This window comes from Streptomyces sp. NPDC028298 (assembly GCF_055565895.1).
The window spans coordinates 852,717-866,920 of the sequence record NZ_JBVHTL010000002.1 but is presented as its reverse complement, the minus strand read 5'-3'; the positions used below and the strand labels follow the sequence as shown (position 1 = coordinate 866,920).

The 14,204-nt window shown below is 73.7% G+C and carries 15 protein-coding genes; 10 read left to right on the top strand and 5 right to left on the bottom strand.

Annotation, left to right across the window (positions count from 1 at the left end):
• The first annotated feature begins 17 nt into the window (after positions 1–17).
• From ACZ4TO_RS12370 to ACZ4TO_RS12355, 4 genes are all read left to right on the top strand, one after another.
• Positions 18–515, top strand: a complete 498-nt coding sequence (locus tag ACZ4TO_RS12370) for a hypothetical protein (protein WP_468024124.1) — start codon at positions 18–20, stop codon at positions 513–515.
• A 30-nt stretch (positions 516–545) separates the two neighbouring features.
• On the top strand, positions 546–1,865 hold the full coding sequence (locus tag ACZ4TO_RS12365) for a sensor histidine kinase (RefSeq protein ID WP_468024123.1): 1,320 nt from the start codon (positions 546–548) through the stop codon (positions 1,863–1,865).
• Positions 1,866–1,885: 20 nt separating this feature from the next.
• Positions 1,886–2,533, top strand: coding sequence for a response regulator transcription factor (locus tag ACZ4TO_RS12360; RefSeq protein WP_385042225.1), 648 nt, complete (start codon positions 1,886–1,888; stop codon positions 2,531–2,533).
• 185 nt (positions 2,534–2,718) lie between these two features.
• Entirely contained in the window at positions 2,719–3,501 is a 783-nt protein-coding gene (locus ACZ4TO_RS12355) for a sulfite exporter TauE/SafE family protein (RefSeq protein ID WP_468024122.1), read from the top strand.
• A 103-nt stretch (positions 3,502–3,604) separates the two neighbouring features.
• Here the strand turns inward: ACZ4TO_RS12355 and ACZ4TO_RS12350 are convergent, their stop codons facing one another.
• Positions 3,605–4,228 carry a class F sortase gene (locus ACZ4TO_RS12350; RefSeq protein ID WP_382782136.1) on the bottom strand — a complete coding sequence of 208 codons (624 nt, stop codon included), beginning with the start codon at positions 4,226–4,228 and terminating at the stop codon, positions 3,605–3,607.
• 170 nt (positions 4,229–4,398) lie between these two features.
• Positions 4,399–4,917, bottom strand: coding sequence for a hypothetical protein (locus ACZ4TO_RS12345; protein ID WP_382782133.1), 519 nt, complete (start codon positions 4,915–4,917; stop codon positions 4,399–4,401).
• Positions 4,918–5,389: 472 nt separating this feature from the next.
• Here ACZ4TO_RS12345 and ACZ4TO_RS12340 point away from each other — a divergent pair, with 472 nt between their 5' ends.
• On the top strand, positions 5,390–5,989 hold the full coding sequence (locus ACZ4TO_RS12340; RefSeq protein ID WP_468024121.1) for a dihydrofolate reductase family protein: 600 nt from the start codon (positions 5,390–5,392) through the stop codon (positions 5,987–5,989).
• A gap of 137 nt (positions 5,990–6,126) precedes the next feature.
• Here the strand turns inward: ACZ4TO_RS12340 and ACZ4TO_RS12335 are convergent, their stop codons facing one another.
• Positions 6,127–7,770 (bottom strand): M4 family metallopeptidase, encoded by a 1,644-nt coding sequence (locus ACZ4TO_RS12335; RefSeq protein ID WP_468024120.1) that lies wholly within the window; start codon positions 7,768–7,770, stop codon positions 6,127–6,129.
• Between the two features lie 186 nt (positions 7,771–7,956).
• Between ACZ4TO_RS12335 and cutA the strand changes: the two genes are divergently transcribed.
• Complete coding sequence (cutA, locus tag ACZ4TO_RS12330; protein WP_385042222.1) at positions 7,957–8,283, top strand: divalent-cation tolerance protein CutA; 327 nt, start codon at positions 7,957–7,959, stop codon at positions 8,281–8,283.
• Positions 8,284–8,315: 32 nt separating this feature from the next.
• Positions 8,316–8,780, top strand: a complete 465-nt coding sequence (locus ACZ4TO_RS12325; protein WP_382782120.1) for a gamma-glutamylcyclotransferase — start codon at positions 8,316–8,318, stop codon at positions 8,778–8,780.
• Positions 8,781–8,803: 23 nt separating this feature from the next.
• Here ACZ4TO_RS12325 and ACZ4TO_RS12320 read toward each other — a convergent pair whose 3' ends face one another.
• Both ACZ4TO_RS12320 and ACZ4TO_RS12315 read right to left on the bottom strand, forming a co-directional pair.
• On the bottom strand, positions 8,804–9,049 hold the full coding sequence (locus ACZ4TO_RS12320) for a twin-arginine translocation signal domain-containing protein (protein WP_468024119.1): 246 nt from the start codon (positions 9,047–9,049) through the stop codon (positions 8,804–8,806).
• Between the two features lie 123 nt (positions 9,050–9,172).
• Positions 9,173–9,886 carry a SanA/YdcF family protein gene (locus tag ACZ4TO_RS12315; protein ID WP_382782114.1) on the bottom strand — a complete coding sequence of 238 codons (714 nt, stop codon included), beginning with the start codon at positions 9,884–9,886 and terminating at the stop codon, positions 9,173–9,175.
• Between the two features lie 336 nt (positions 9,887–10,222).
• Between ACZ4TO_RS12315 and ACZ4TO_RS12310 the strand changes: the two genes are divergently transcribed.
• The 3 genes from ACZ4TO_RS12310 to ACZ4TO_RS12300 all read left to right on the top strand — a co-directional run bounded on the left by ACZ4TO_RS12310 (position 10,223) and on the right by ACZ4TO_RS12300 (position 13,981).
• Positions 10,223–11,038 (top strand): sirohydrochlorin chelatase, encoded by an 816-nt coding sequence (locus tag ACZ4TO_RS12310; protein WP_468024368.1) that lies wholly within the window; start codon positions 10,223–10,225, stop codon positions 11,036–11,038.
• 75 nt (positions 11,039–11,113) lie between these two features.
• On the top strand, positions 11,114–12,622 hold the full coding sequence (locus tag ACZ4TO_RS12305) for a deoxyguanosinetriphosphate triphosphohydrolase (RefSeq protein WP_468024118.1): 1,509 nt from the start codon (positions 11,114–11,116) through the stop codon (positions 12,620–12,622).
• Positions 12,623–12,715: 93 nt separating this feature from the next.
• Positions 12,716–13,981, top strand: coding sequence for an NAD(P)/FAD-dependent oxidoreductase (locus ACZ4TO_RS12300; RefSeq protein ID WP_382782108.1), 1,266 nt, complete (start codon positions 12,716–12,718; stop codon positions 13,979–13,981).
• Positions 13,982–14,204 lie beyond the last annotated feature (223 nt).

Here is a 14,204-nt window from a genome sequence, read left to right as displayed (position 1 = left end):
CGACCAGGGACCCCACCATGGCGATGATTCGCACACCCCAGTCCGAGCAACGCGTACCGCGGTTCGTCCGTGAGCCGTTCAGGGCCGGCACCTGGCGACGGGTCGCGTACGCGCTGCTGGCCCCGCCCGTGGGGCTGGCCTGCGTCCCCCTGTCGCTGCTGGGGGCGCCCACCGGCCGATGGCAGCGGGCGCTCGCCCACCGCTTCCTCGGCCTTCCCGCAGGCACCGGTTCCCGGGCGCCCTTGAAGGGCCTCGCCCACGGACTCCTCGCGACGCCCCTCAACCTGTTCGTCCTGGTGATCACCGGCTACGGCTGGCTCGGCGTGCCGATGAACCTCGGCTGGCCCCTGCGCGCCGGCTCCGACTACGCGAACTCCTGGGGCGGCCCCACGTTCGCCGGAGCCTGGGCCTTCCACGCCCTCGTCGGCGGCGTCGGCTTCCTGCTGATCATGCCGTGGGCCGGCCGCGCCATGGCCGCCGTCCAGCTCCGCCTCGCCGCGGCGCTCCTCTCCTAGTCCGGTGAGGATGAACCTAGGTTGGACCCCGTGAACCGTCTCCGCGCCGCACCGGGACGCCTCCCCGCCGCACCGGGACGCCTCCGCGCCGTACTGGGCTCCCCCTTCGGGCGGCGAGCCCTGGCGGCCCTCCTCTACGCGCTGATCGCCTTCCCGCTCGCGCTGATCGGCTTCGTCCTCACCCTCGTGGGTCTGCTGGTCGGCGGCGCGCTGTCCGTGACCACCCTCGGGCTGTGGCTGATCGCCGTCACCGTACGCGGGGCACTCGCCCTCGGCAGGCTCCAACGCGCCTTGGCACGGGCGCTGTTGGGGATGGACATCGAGGAACCCGGGCGCCGCCCCGGCACCGGGCCGCTCGGCTGGCGGCGGTCCCTGCTGGCCGACCGGAGCGGCTGGCGCGCCGTCGCCTGCGCGCTGGCCACACCCTTCACCGCCGTCTTCGGCTACGTCGCCGTGGTCATCGGCTACGTCTGGGGCGTCCTGCTCACCCTCCACCCCGTGCTCGAACACTGGAACTACGACACGCGGCGGGCGGCCGACGGCACGGAGCGCCGGGTGTCGCTGGAGTTCTTCGGGTTCCAGGTCGACACCTGGCCGCGCTGGCTCGTCCCGGTGGCCCTCGGCCTCCTGCTCCTCGCGAGCGCCGCCTGGCTGCTGCGCCAGGCGCTCGCCCCGCACCGGTCCTGGATCGCCACGCTGCTCGGCCCCGACCCCGCCGACCGGCGGATCCGCACCCTTGAGGAGACCCGCGCGCAGGCCGTCGACGACGCCGCGGCGACCCTGCGCCGCATCGAACGCGACCTGCACGACGGCACCCAGGCCCGGCTCGTGGGCCTGGCGATGCACCTCACCATGATCAGGGAGCTGATCGGGGCCGGGGCCCCCGCCGACCGGCTGCTCGCCGTCGTCGACACCGCGCAGGGCAACGCCCGGCAGGCCATCGCCGACCTGCGCCACCTCGTCAAGGGCATCCATCCGCCCGTACTGGACCAGGGTCTGGACACGGCGCTGGCCACCCTCGCCGCGGACAGCGCGCTGCCCGTCGAGGTGAGCGCCGCCATCGAGACCCGGCCGATCCCGGCGCTGGAGTCGATCGCCTACTTCTGTGCCGCCGAACTCCTGGCCAACGCCGCCAAGCACAGCGGGGCCACGCGGGCGAGCGTCACGGTGACGGCCCGCGGCGGGTTCCTGCGCTTGAGCGTGCGCGACGACGGCCGCGGGGGAGCGGTGATCGGCGCGGGCTCGGGCCTGACCGGTCTGCTGGCCCGGGTGCGGACCGTCGACGGCACGCTGGTCTGCGACAGCCCGCCCGGAGGGCCTACGGTGGTCACCGTCGAACTGCCCTGCTGACCTCGGTGGACAGGAGCCCCATGCGCGTCGTCATCGCCGAGGACTCGGCCCTGCTGCGGGACGGCCTGGCCCAGCTCCTCCAGTTGCGCGGTGTCGAGGTCGCGGCGGCCGTGGGTGACGCGGAGTCCCTGCTGGCCCGGGTCGCCGAGCACCGGCCGGACGTGGCCGTCGTCGACATCCGGCTGCCGCCGACGCAGACCGACGAGGGCATCCGGGCGGCCGTGCGGCTGCGCGCGGAGCACCCCGGCACGGGGGTGCTGGTCTTCTCGCAGTACGTGGAGACGACGTACGCCGCCCAACTGCTCGGCAACCCGGCCGGCTTCGGGTACCTCCTCAAGGAACGCGTCGTCGACATCGGCGAGTTCGTGGACGCCATGGAGCGGGTCGCCTCGGGCGGTACGGCCCTCGACCCCGAGGTCGTCTCCCAGTTGTTCGGCGCGAGCCGCCGGGCCCGGGCCCTCGACGCCCTCACACCGCGCGAGCGCGAGGTCCTCGCCCTGATGGCCGAGGGCCGGACCAACCACGCGATCGCCGCCGCGCTGACCGTCTCGGAGCGCGCCGTCGAGAAGCACATCGCCAACATCTTCCTGAAACTCGACCTGCCCCCCTCGGACACCGGCCACCGCCGGGTCCTCGCGGTCCTCCGCTATCTGGACTCGGTGAACTGACCCGGACCGGCCTGAGGGGGCGGGCCTGAGGGGACGGGCCTGAGGGGACCGACCTGCGGAACCGACCGGCGGAACCGGCCCGGCGGGACCGACGCGGCGGAACCAGCCCGGGCGAACCTCTGGAATCGCTCAAGCCTTCCGGGGTCCGTGCAGCGCGCACGCATCCGTCCCTTAGGGTCGCGATCATGCCCGACATATCGCTGACCATGATTCTTGTGCTCTGTGCCGCCGCCCTGGCGGCCGGCTGGATCGACGCCGTGGTCGGCGGCGGCGGGCTGCTCCTGCTGCCCGCCATGCTGCTCGGGCTGCCCGCCGGCACGGCGGCCGCGTACGCGCTCGGCACGAACAAGGCGGTCGCGATCGTCGGCACCACGGGCGCCGCCGTCACCTACGCGCGCAAGACACCCGTGGACGTGCGCCTGGCGGTACGGATCGGCCTCGCGGCCCTCGCCGGCTCGACGGCCGGCGCGTTCGTCGCGGCCGGGCTGAGCACCGACGTGCTCAAGCCGGTCGTCATGGTCGTGCTGCTCGCCGTCGGCACGTTCGTCATCCTGCGGCCCGCCTTCGGAACGGCGCCGCCGACGACCCCGGTCAGCGCCCGCCGCGTCCTGGCCGCGATCGGCCTGGCGGGCCTCGGCATCGGCTTCTACGACGGTCTCATCGGCCCCGGCACGGGCACGTTCCTCGTGCTCGCGCTCACCGCGCTGCTCCACCTCGACCTGGTGACCGCCTCCGCCACTGCCAAGATCGTCAACTGCTGCACCAACGCGGGCGCCCTCGCGACCTTCGCGTGGAAGGGCACGGTGTTCTGGGAACTGGCCGCCCTGATGGCCGTGTTCAATCTGGCGGGCGGCATGGTCGGGGCGCGGACCGCGCTCAAGCAGGGCAGCGGCTTCGTCCGGGCGGTCCTGCTGACGGTGGTGTTCGCGCTGGTGGCGAACCTGGCGTACCAGCAGTGGCTGGCCTGAACCCGCGGCACCCGGAATAGGCGCCCAGGGCCTGCCGGACGGGAACGGCCGGACAGGCCCCGGTGGCTCCGGAAAGGCCTCGCGGACGGGCTTCGGACCCGCCCTAGTGGCTGCTGCCCGTGAGATGTGCGAAGACGACCACGTTCCCCTGGTAGCCCGTCGTCTGCGAGTAGCCGCCGCCGCAGGTGATGACCCGCAGCTCGGGCCGGTTCGCGGCGCCGTACACCTTCGCGTCGGGGAACGAGCGGGCGTCGTACACGGCGACGGAGTCGACGGTGAAGACGGCCGTCCTGCCGTCGAGCCGGTCCACCTCGACCGTGCTGCCCTTGCGGAGCGAGCCCAGGTCGTAGAAGACGGCGGGGCCCTCCGCGTTGTCGACGTGCCCGGCCACGATCGCGGTGCCGCGTTCACCGGGGCTGGTCCCCGCCTCGTACCAGCCGGCCAGGTTCTTCTTCTCGGCGGGCGGCACGTCCAGGCTGCCCTGCGGGGTGAGGCCGAGGCCGATCAGCGGGGCGTCCACGCCGATCGCGGGGATGCGGATGCGGTCCGGCGGGGAGTGCGTCATCGCGGGGGCGGCGGACCGCGCCCGGTTGCCGGGGCCCGTGGCCTGAGCCGAGGACGGCTGGGGAGGCGGGTGCGCCTCGGCGCCGTGGCCCAGCAGCCAGGCGCCCGAGCAGAGGGCGACGACCGTGACCGACGCTATGACGGCATTGCTGACCCGGCGCACGCGAGCCTCCTCACGGGGTTCCCTTCCGAAAGCGGGACCGGCCGGCGCCCGCGACGCGGCCGGGGGTGTGCTGACAGTGCCGGTCCCGTCCCCCTCCGGGCCGCGAGGGGCGTCGGGCCACGGAGGGGGAGGGACGGCGGTACCGGCGGACGGACAGCGGAGGGTGTCCGTCAGATCCCGTCGCCTCTCGCCCGGCGATGCAGGAGCCAGGTACCGCCCGCGGCGGCGACGGCCAGCGCCGCCACTCCCGCCGCGGTCTGTACGGGGTCGGGGCCCAGCGCGCCGCCGACACCCGTGTCCACATGCCCGCGCGGCTGGACCTGCTCGCGCGTGGCCTCCAGCGTGACCAGGAGGTCGCCGGTGACGCGCCGGCCGTGGGAGCACGTCGCGACGATCTCGTACGTGCCCGGCTGCGCGCTCGGCGGAACCTGGAACTGGCCGATCGCGTCGTGCTCGTGCGCGCTGGCGGCGAGCGTGAAGGTACCGCCGCCCACCGCGTCGGCGTCCCCGCTCGCGGTGCCGTCCGAGCCGCACGCGGCCGTGTTGACGGTGACGTCGGCGCCCGGGACGACGCTGGAGGGGAACACCTCCAGACTCCCGGTGTCCCCGCCGTACACGGGCGCGGCGGCGAGCCCCGCGACGGCGACGGCGAGCGCGGTACCGGTCAGCAGACGGGCCGTACGTCGCATCGTGCCAGCTCCTCCGAGGGGGCACGGCCCGCGGCACCCCCAAGTGCCGCAGCGTCGGTCGCACCCCTGCCCTTCCGAGGTAAGTGGCACATGACCGAGGCCGCTCTCTGATGGAGCGTCAGAAATGATGTGAACGGGTGTCAGGCGGGAGGCCGGAAGGGGGAGGGGGCCCGGCATTCGGGCAGGTCACCGGTCTGTGCCCGGTGTACCGCGCACGGAGATCGGAAGGGCCCGCGCCGCGGGTGTGAATGGGTGACCGGGTTCATCGGTGGGGTGCTCGGTCGGAAGGTGCGCGACCGAGGGTGGCCGTCGACCCGGAGGTGTGCCTGAATGTGCGGCGCGTCACACCGTGGCGGCCGGGAGGCGCGATGATTCCCGGGCGGGCCGCCGGTCTTCATCGGTGTGGCCCGGACGCGTGCGACGCGGCCGAGAGCGCGTGACGTGGTCGAGACAGCGACGAGGAGTGAGTCCCATGCGCATCGTGATCAGTGAGTTCATCAGCCTGGACGGCGTCGTGCAGGCGCCGGGCGGTCCCGAGGAGGACACCGACGGAGGGTTCGCGCACGGCGGCTGGACCCACGCGTACTTCGACCCGGAGGTCGTGGGCGGCGCGTTCGCGGCGGGGCTCTCCACCGCCGAGGCGCTGCTGTTCGGGCGCCGCACCTGGCAGGCGATGGCCGGCGCGTGGCCCGAGCGGGCGGGCGACCCGTTCGCCGACCGCATGAACTCCCTGCCCAAGTACGTGGTCTCCGGCACCCTCGGCGAGGCCGAGCTGGCGGCCTGGGACAACACCGCGCTCATCCCGGCCGGCGAGGCCGTCGCCCGGATCCGTGAGCTGCGCGCGGCCGACGGCGGCGACCTCGCGATGATGGGCAGCCCCACCCTCGTCCGCACGCTCCTGGCGGAGGGCCTGGTCGACGAGCTCCAGCTCATCCGGATGCCGGTGATCCTCGGCGGCGGTAAGACGATCTTCCCCGAGGACGGGATGAAACGCCCGCTCGAACACGTTTCCACCGTCACCGCGAAGACGGGCGCAGACGTGAGCGTGTACCGGCCGGTGCGGGAGGACTAGGACCCGCCGAGGCCGGACATGCTCATGGCGAGCCGTGGGCAGGCGAACCTGACGGCGCCTGCCCACGGCGACCGGGACCCCCTCGCGGCCGGAGCGCCGGAAGGGCTCCGCGGCGGCCGGAGGGTGTCCGGCGCGGGTCAGCCCACGGAGACCGCCGACCAGGCCGCGGCCACGGCGGCGTACTCGGTGCTGCCCGCCCCGTAGAGGTCCTTGGCCGCGTTCAGCGTGGCGGTGCGCGCACCCGCGTAGTTCGTGGAGGACGTCATGTAGACCGTCAGCGCGCGGTACCAGATCTTGCCGACCTTGTCGTGGCCGATGCCGGTGACGGTGGCGCCGTTGCAGGTGGGGGAGTCGTACGAGACCCCGCCCACGGTCTTCGGACCGCTGCCCTCCGAGAGCAGATAGGCGAAGTGGTTGGCGACGCCGGAGGAGTAGTGGACGTCGAGGTTGCCGACCGAACTGCTCCAGCAGTCGGCCGAGTTGCCGTCCTTGGAGGGCTTGTCCATGAAGCGCAGGGCGGGTTTGCCGAAGCCGGGCCGGACGATCTTCTCGCCGATCAGGTAGTCACCCAGGTCCGAGGCGTTGCCCGCGTACCACTCCACCATGGTCCCGAAGATGTCCGACGTCGCCTCGTTGAGGCCGCCGGACTCGCCCGAGTACGTCAGCGCGGCCGTCTTCGAGGTCACCCCGTGCGACATCTCGTGCCCGGCGACGTCCAGCGCGACCAGCGGCCCGAACGTCGAGCCGTCACCGTCGCCGTACGTCATGCAGAAGCAACTGTCGTCCCAGAAGGCGTTGTTGTAGTTCTTGCCGTAGTGGACGCGGTTGTACGAGCCCTTGCCGTCGCCCGCGATGCCGTTGCGGCCGTGGACGTTCTTGTAGTAGTCCCAGGTCGCGTCGGTGCCGTACTGCGCGTCCACCGCCGCGGAGGAGCGGTCCGAGGTCGTGCCCGAGCCCCAGTGGTTGTCGGCGTCGGTGAAGAGCGTCGCGGGCGCCCGGCTGATGCAGATCCCGAAGATGCACAGGTCCGTCTTGTTCGCCGCGTCGCCCGTGTACGTGTTCCCGCGCGTCGGGTCCTTGAGCTGGTACGCCGATCCGGACGCGGTCGTCTCCAGCGGAACCGTGCCGCCGTAGAGGGAGTTGCCGTCGCCCGTCGCGGTCTCGACGCTGTCCCACGCGTCGATCCGCGCGCCGGTGCGGGCGTCGGTCAGGACCGTGCGCGCGACCGGGTTGCCGAGCCCGTCCTGGCCCACCGCGTCGGTGCGCCAGGCGAGCCGCGGAGTGCCGTGCAGGGCGTCGACGACCAGCCGCGGCTTGGCCGTGACCTTCTTCAGCGCCTCGCCGGGGTTGGCGGCGCGCAGCGCGTTCACCGCGAGGCCGGCCGCCTTCGCGCCGGAGAGCCGCGGGGTGACGCTGGTGAGCGAGATCGCCTTCCGTGTCGCCCGGTCGGCGCCGCGGTAGGAGCCGTCCCGCGTCAGGTGGACCACGAAGTCGCCGCCGAGCACGGGGAGTTCGCGGTAGGTCCGGTCGTAGCGCACGTGCTGGGTGCCGTCCTTGTCGACGACGACGTCCCGGACGGTGGTGCCCTGGGCCGAGGTGAGACCCAGGTTCGCGGCGTGGGCCGTGAGCACCGAGGCCGCGTTCTCGATCGCGGTCGCCCGGGTCGGCGCGCTGTCGGCGTTCGCGGCCGGGGCGAGCGCGGCGGCCAGCAGGGTGGCCGTCGTCACGGCGGCGCCGGCGGTGGCGAGAGAGGAACCGCGGATGTGCCGTATTCGACTCATCGGTCTCCTTGGGGAGGTGCCTCGGGGAGGCGCGTGGGGGAGGGGCGTGGGGGGAGAGGGCCTGTGGGGAGGCACGGAAAGCCGCTCCGATTTAAAGGTGCATGACATGTCATGTCCATAGAGGCGACCGAGTGCGTGCGGGATGCGGCGAGAATCGTTTCCGTACCCTCACGAATGGAGGCGATCATGGAACAGCCGGTCTGCCTGGCCGTCCTGACCACGACGGACGCGGCGGAGAAGGCGGAGGCGCTGGCCCGGGGCGCGGTGGCGGCGCGGGTCGCGGCCTGTGCCCAGATCTCGGGGCCGGTCACGTCCGTCTACCGCTGGCAGGGCGCCGTGGAGACGGCCTCCGAGTGGAGGGTCCAGTTCAAGACGACCGCCGCGCGCTACCCGGCGCTGGAGGAATTCCTCCTGGACGCCCACGACTACGACACGCCCGAGATCATCGCCACCCCGGTCGTGGCGGGAAGCCCGGACTATCTGCGCTGGCTGGAGGAGGAAACGGCCCCTTGAGCCCCGTCGACCCCTTGAGCCCTGTCGGCCCCTTGAGCCCCGTCGGCCCCTCGGGCGGAGGGGAGTCGCCCGGTGAAGGGGAACTCCCCTTCTTCGTCTACGGCACCCTGCGTCCCGGCGAACACAATCACGACCTGTTCCTGCGCGGCCGTACCCGCTCCGAGGAACCGGGGCGGATGCGCGGGCTCGCTCTCTACGCCGGGCCCGGATACCCGTACGCCGTCGACGAGCCCGGTGGCGCGGTGTACGGCGAGATCGTGACCGCGCGGCCCGAGGCGTACGAGGAACTGCTCGCGGAACTGGACGAGTTGGAGGAGTACGTGCCGGGCGATGCGGCCTGCCTGTACGAGCGGGTCGCGCGGGACGCCGTACGCGCCGACGGCGTCACGGTCGTACGGACCTGGGTGTACGTCGCCGCGCCCGCGGTGGCGGCGCGCCTGCGCTCCGGCGGCGAACGGATCGAGGACGGCGACTGGCGCGGTCGGCGGGCGTCCTGACCCCGCCCCGGACGGCCCGGCGGTCAGGGAGCTTTCGTCGCCCCGGAGCCGGAGCCGGAGCCGGAGCCGGAGCCGGACTCGGACCCGGAGCCGGACTCGGACCCGGACCGACCGGCGGGTTCGGACGCGTCCGTCGACGGGGAGCCGGGGTGCGCGCCCGGCTCGGGGGCCCGCGTCGAGCAGGAGCTGACTCCGATGCCCAGGGCGGCACCGACGGCCGCCCCGCTGAGCGCGAGGACACGGCGTCGGGTCAAGTCGCGGTCGGCCATGGCCGCACCCTAGGGGCCTGAACGACCCCGGCTCCGGGGGCGCACGGAACGGCCACCCGCACGGGTGCACGTCGGTCCCGGCGGGGAGGGCGCCGTGTCCACCCCCGGTGCGGACGTCCCTCGCTATCGGGCCGCCGCCAGGGCCCGGGTCACCCCGTGCTCCTTCGGGCCGAGGAAACGCGGATCGGGTTCGAACACGGCGTCCAGGGCGGCCTTGCCCGCCGCGAAGATCTCCCGGGTGTTGCCGTAGTACCAGGTGACGTCGTGCTTGGCGGCCACGCCGATGCCGTACGAGCGCACGCCCGCCGTCCGGCACAGGGCGAGAGCGCGCCGGATGTGGAAGTCCTGGCTGATCAGGACGGCCTCGTGGACACCGAAGATCTTCCGGGCGCGGACGCAGGAGTCCCAGGTGTCGAAGCCGGCGTAGTCGCTCACGATCCGCCGGTCGGGCACTCCGTGCGCGGTGAGGTAGGAACGCATCGCGTCCGGCTCGTCGTAGTCCTCGCGGCTGTTGTCGCCGGTGACCAGGACGACCTCGATCCGGCCGGCCCGGTACAGCTTCGCCGCGGCGTCCAGGCGGTGGGCGAGGTACGGGGACGGCTCGCCGTCCCACAGCCCGGCGCCGAAGACGATCGCGACCTCGGTGCGCGGGGCGTCCGCCGTCGTCCGCAGCCGGTCGCCCGTCGACACGTGCAGCCAGGTCGCCGGGAGCAGCGCCAGCACGCAGAGGCCCATCAGCGTCTGCACGGCCCGCCTCTGGGCGCGGCGGGTGCGGGGCAGCGACGGCAGACGGAGCGCTCGCGGTCTGCGCAGGCTCGGACGCTTCAGGCGCGGCATGGTCGGTGTCCCCCAGAGATCGTCACACGGACGAAGACGCATCGTAGGGCCGTCCGGTTCACCCGGACACGCCGGCCCCGGCCCGTCCGTGGGGAAAGAGCCGCAGGTGAGGACCCCTCACACCGTGCCTCCGCCGATCCGCGGAGCACTGGAAGACGCCGGACACGCCCATGCAACGGCCCGGCAACCTGCCGCCGCCAGGATCGACGCATGACGGCCTCGAACCCCGCTCGCGACGCGTTCCCCCACCGCTTCGGCGGTCCGCCGCCCCGCGGCGCCCACGTCGAAGGCCACATCGACGGCCCCGCCGAGGGCCTCGGCACCGCGGCGCAGCTCATGAACAGCATCGCCGGCCAGCTCGGCAGCCGGCTCGCCCTCGTCGCGCCCGACGGCACCCGTCGTCCCGCGCCGCCCGCCCTCGTCCTGGTCGCCCACGGCAGCCGGGACCCGCGCGCGCTCGCCACCGTACGCACCCTGATCGAACGCGTCCGCGAGCTGCGCCCGCACCTGGACGTGCACCTCGGCCACATCGAGCTGAACGAACCCCTCCTCGCCGACACGCTCGCCTCCCTCGCGGGCCGGCAGGACACCGTCCTCGTGCCGCTGCTGCTCGGCCGCGGCCACCACGTCCGGCGCGACATCCCCGAGACCGCCGCCGCCGTCCCCGGCCTGCGCGCCCGGCTCGCCGACCCGCTCGGCCCGCACCCGCTGCTCGTGGAGACCCTCTACGCCCGCCTCGTCGAGGCCGGTTGGCGCACCCGGACGAGCGACGCGGCCCGCCGCGCGAGCGCCGTCGTCCTGGCCTCCGCCGGGTCACGCGCCCCGGAATCGGCCGCGGACACCCGCCGCACCGCCCAGATGCTCGCCGAACGCCTCGGCGTCCCGGTCGTCCCGGCGTACGCCTCCGCCGCCGCGCCCACCGTCACCGCCGCCGTGCGCTCGCTGGCCGCCCGCGGCCGCCACCGGATCGCCGTCGCCTCGTACTTCACCGCCCCCGGCCGCTTCGCCACGCAGGTCGCCGAGGAGGCCCCCTGGATCTGCGCCGAACCACTCGGCGACCACCCGGCGATGGCCCGTCTCGTCCTGCACCGCTACGACCGGACCATGGCCGCTCCCGGGCCCGCCCCGGAGCGCACGCTGATCCCGGCCTGATCCCGGCGCCTCGCCCCGCGCCCGGCCCGGCGCCGCCCCGCCCCGATTGTCACCGCCTGCGTCTACTGTCGGTGCATGGAAGGCATGGCACCGAGGACCGAAGACACCGCACCGCAAGCACACGAGAACCACCCGGCACACAAGAACAACCCGGCCCACGAGCACCGCACGACGTCCGAACACCACGCGACGTCCGAACACCACGCGGCGTACGAGAACCACGCGGCCCACGACGTGTACGACCCGTCCGCCGTCGAGCGCTGGGCCGCCGAGCCCGACAAGCGGCCGGGCCGCACCGCCTTCCAGCGCGACCGCGCACGCGTGCTGCACTCCGCGGCCCTGCGCCGCCTCGCCGGCAAGACCCAGGTCGTCACCCCCGGCACGCTTCCCCAGGTGCTCGGCGCGGCCGGGTCCGGCGGGGCGCCCATCCAGGTGTGGGACGCCAGTCCGCGCACCCGGCTGACCCACTCCCTGGAGTGCGCCCAGGTGGGCCGCGAGCTGGGCGCCGCCCTCGGCTGCGACCCGGACCTGGTCGAGGCGGCCTGCCTCTCGCACGACCTGGGCCACCCGCCCTTCGGGCACAACGGCGAGCAGGCGCTCAACGAATTCGCCGAGGACTGCGGCGGGTTCGAGGGCAACGCCCAGTCGCTGCGCCTGCTCACCCGGATCGAACCGAAGCGCTTCGTGCGCAGTGACATGGTGACCCCGGCCTCCGCCGCCGCGGGCGACGACCTCGTCAGCGTCGGCCTCAACCTCACCCGCGCCGCCCTCGACGCCGCGACCAAGTACCCGTGGCCGAGAGGCGCCCGTCCCACCGATCCGAAGTCGCCGAAATTCGGGGTCTACGAGGACGACCGGCCGGTGTTCGACTGGATTCGCGAGGGCGCCCCCGGCACGCGCACGTGCTTCGAGGCCCAGGTGATGGACTGGGCCGACGACGTGGCGTATTCGGTGCACGACGTCGAGGACGGCCTGCACGCGGGCCACATCGACCCGGCCAGCCTGTACGCCGGGCCGGAACGCCGCGAGATCTTCGCCGTGGCCGTCGGGCGGTACGTGCCCGAGGACACCGATCCGGCCGAGCTGGCCGAGGCCCTGGACCGGCTCCTCGGCCAGGAGTGGTGGCCGCACGGGTACGACGGATCGGCCGTCGCGCAGGCCCGCCTGAAGGACGCCACCAGCCAGCTCATCGGCCGTTTCTGCCTGGCTGCCGAGGGCGCCACCCGCGCGCGGTACGGCGGCGGACGCCTCACCCGGTACGCGGCGGAACTGGTCGTGCCGCGCGCCGCCCGGCTGGAGTGCGCCGTGCTCAAGGCCGTCGCCGACCGGTACGTGATGCAGCGCGCCGAACAGGAACTGCTCCGCGCCGACCAGCGGATCGTCGTCGCCGAACTGGCCGAGGCGCTCACCGCCCGCGCCCCCGAGATCCTGGATCCGCAGTTCCGGGCGCTGTTCGACCAGGCGGCCGACGACCGTGCCCGCAAGCGCGTGATCGTGGACCAGATCGCATCTCTCACCGACGCCTCGGCGCGTTCCCTGCACCTCAGACTCACCACGCGTTCCCATGGGAGCGGAGAAGTGTGACCCTGCGTGGCCTGATCGGGCCACTACCCCTTCCCGCATCACGCTCCGTGCGGGAGGCTCGCATATGGCGACATCCTTACGAGGAGGCATCAAGTGGTCGACGCGGATCAGACATTCGTCATCGTCGGAGGAGGCCTGGCAGGCGCCAAGGCGGCCGAGACGCTCCGAGCGGAGGGCTTCACCGGCCGCGTGATACTGATCTGCGACGAGCGCGACCACCCCTACGAACGGCCGCCGCTGTCCAAGGGCTACCTCCTCGGCAAGGAGGGGCGCGACAGCGTCTTCGTGCACGAACCCGCGTGGTACGCGCAGAACGACATCGAGCTGCACCTCGGCCAGACCGTGGACAGGATCGACCGCGCGGCCAAGACCGTCCGCTTCGGTGACGACGGCACCCTCGTCCACTACGACAAACTGCTCATCGTGACCGGCGCCGAGCCGCGCCGCCTCGACATCCCGGGCACCGACCTCGCCGGCGTGCACCACCTGCGCCGCCTCGCCCACGCCGAGCGCCTCAAGGGCGTCCTCTCCGCGCTGGGCCGGGACAACGGCCACCTCGTCATCGCCGGAGCCGGCTGGATCGGCCTGGAGGTGGCCGCGGCGGCCCGCGAGTACGGCGCGGAGGTCACCGTCGTCGAACCCGCGCCGACCCCGCTGCACAACGTGCTCGGCCCCGAGCTGGGCGAGCTCTTCACCGAACTGCACCGCGAGCACGGGGTGCGCTTCCACTTCGGTGCCCAGCTCACCGAGATCGTCGGCCAGGACGGCATGGTGCTGGCCGCCCGCACCGACGACGGCGAGGAGCACCCCGCCCACGACGTCCTCGCCGCCATCGGCGCCGCCCCGCGCACCGGCCTCGCCGAGGCCGCCGGCCTCACGATGGCCGACCGCGCGGACGGCGGGGGCATCGCGGTCGACGAGCAGCTCCGCACCTCCGACCCCGACGTGTACGCCGCCGGAGACGTCGCCTCCTTCCACCACGGCCTCTTCGGCACCCGGCTGCGCGTCGAGCACTGGGCCAACGCCCTCAACGGCGGACCGGCCGCCGCCCGCTCGATGCTGGGCCGGGGGGCGGCGTACGACCGGGTGCCCTACTTCTTCTCCGACCAGTACGACCTGGGCCTGGAGTACTCGGGCTGGGCGCCCCCGGGGACGTACGACCAGGTGGTGATCCGCGGCGACGCCGCCAAGCGGGAGTTCATCGCCTTCTGGGTCAAGGACGGCAGGCTGCTGGCCGGGATGAACGTGAACGTGTGGGACGTCACGGACCCCATCCAGCGGCTGATCCGCTCCCGGGCCCAGGTGGACATCGAAGCGCTCGCCGACCCGCACGTCCCGCTGGAGGGCCTGGCCCCGTGACGGGCCCGTGAGGCCGCCCGACGGCGGCCCGCCGACCGGTTCGTCCGGTCGCCCGGGCCGCACGAGGGCGGCTTCGGCCCGCCGTCCGACGGGCCGCGCGTCCGCCGGTCGGCCGGGTCCGGCGCCGTCCGCCGTGCCGGGGATGTCCGAGGTGTGCCCCCGGGCCCGGCACCGTGGCGGTCCACCTGCCCCGGGAGTGTCGGTGCGGCCCCGTAGAATCACC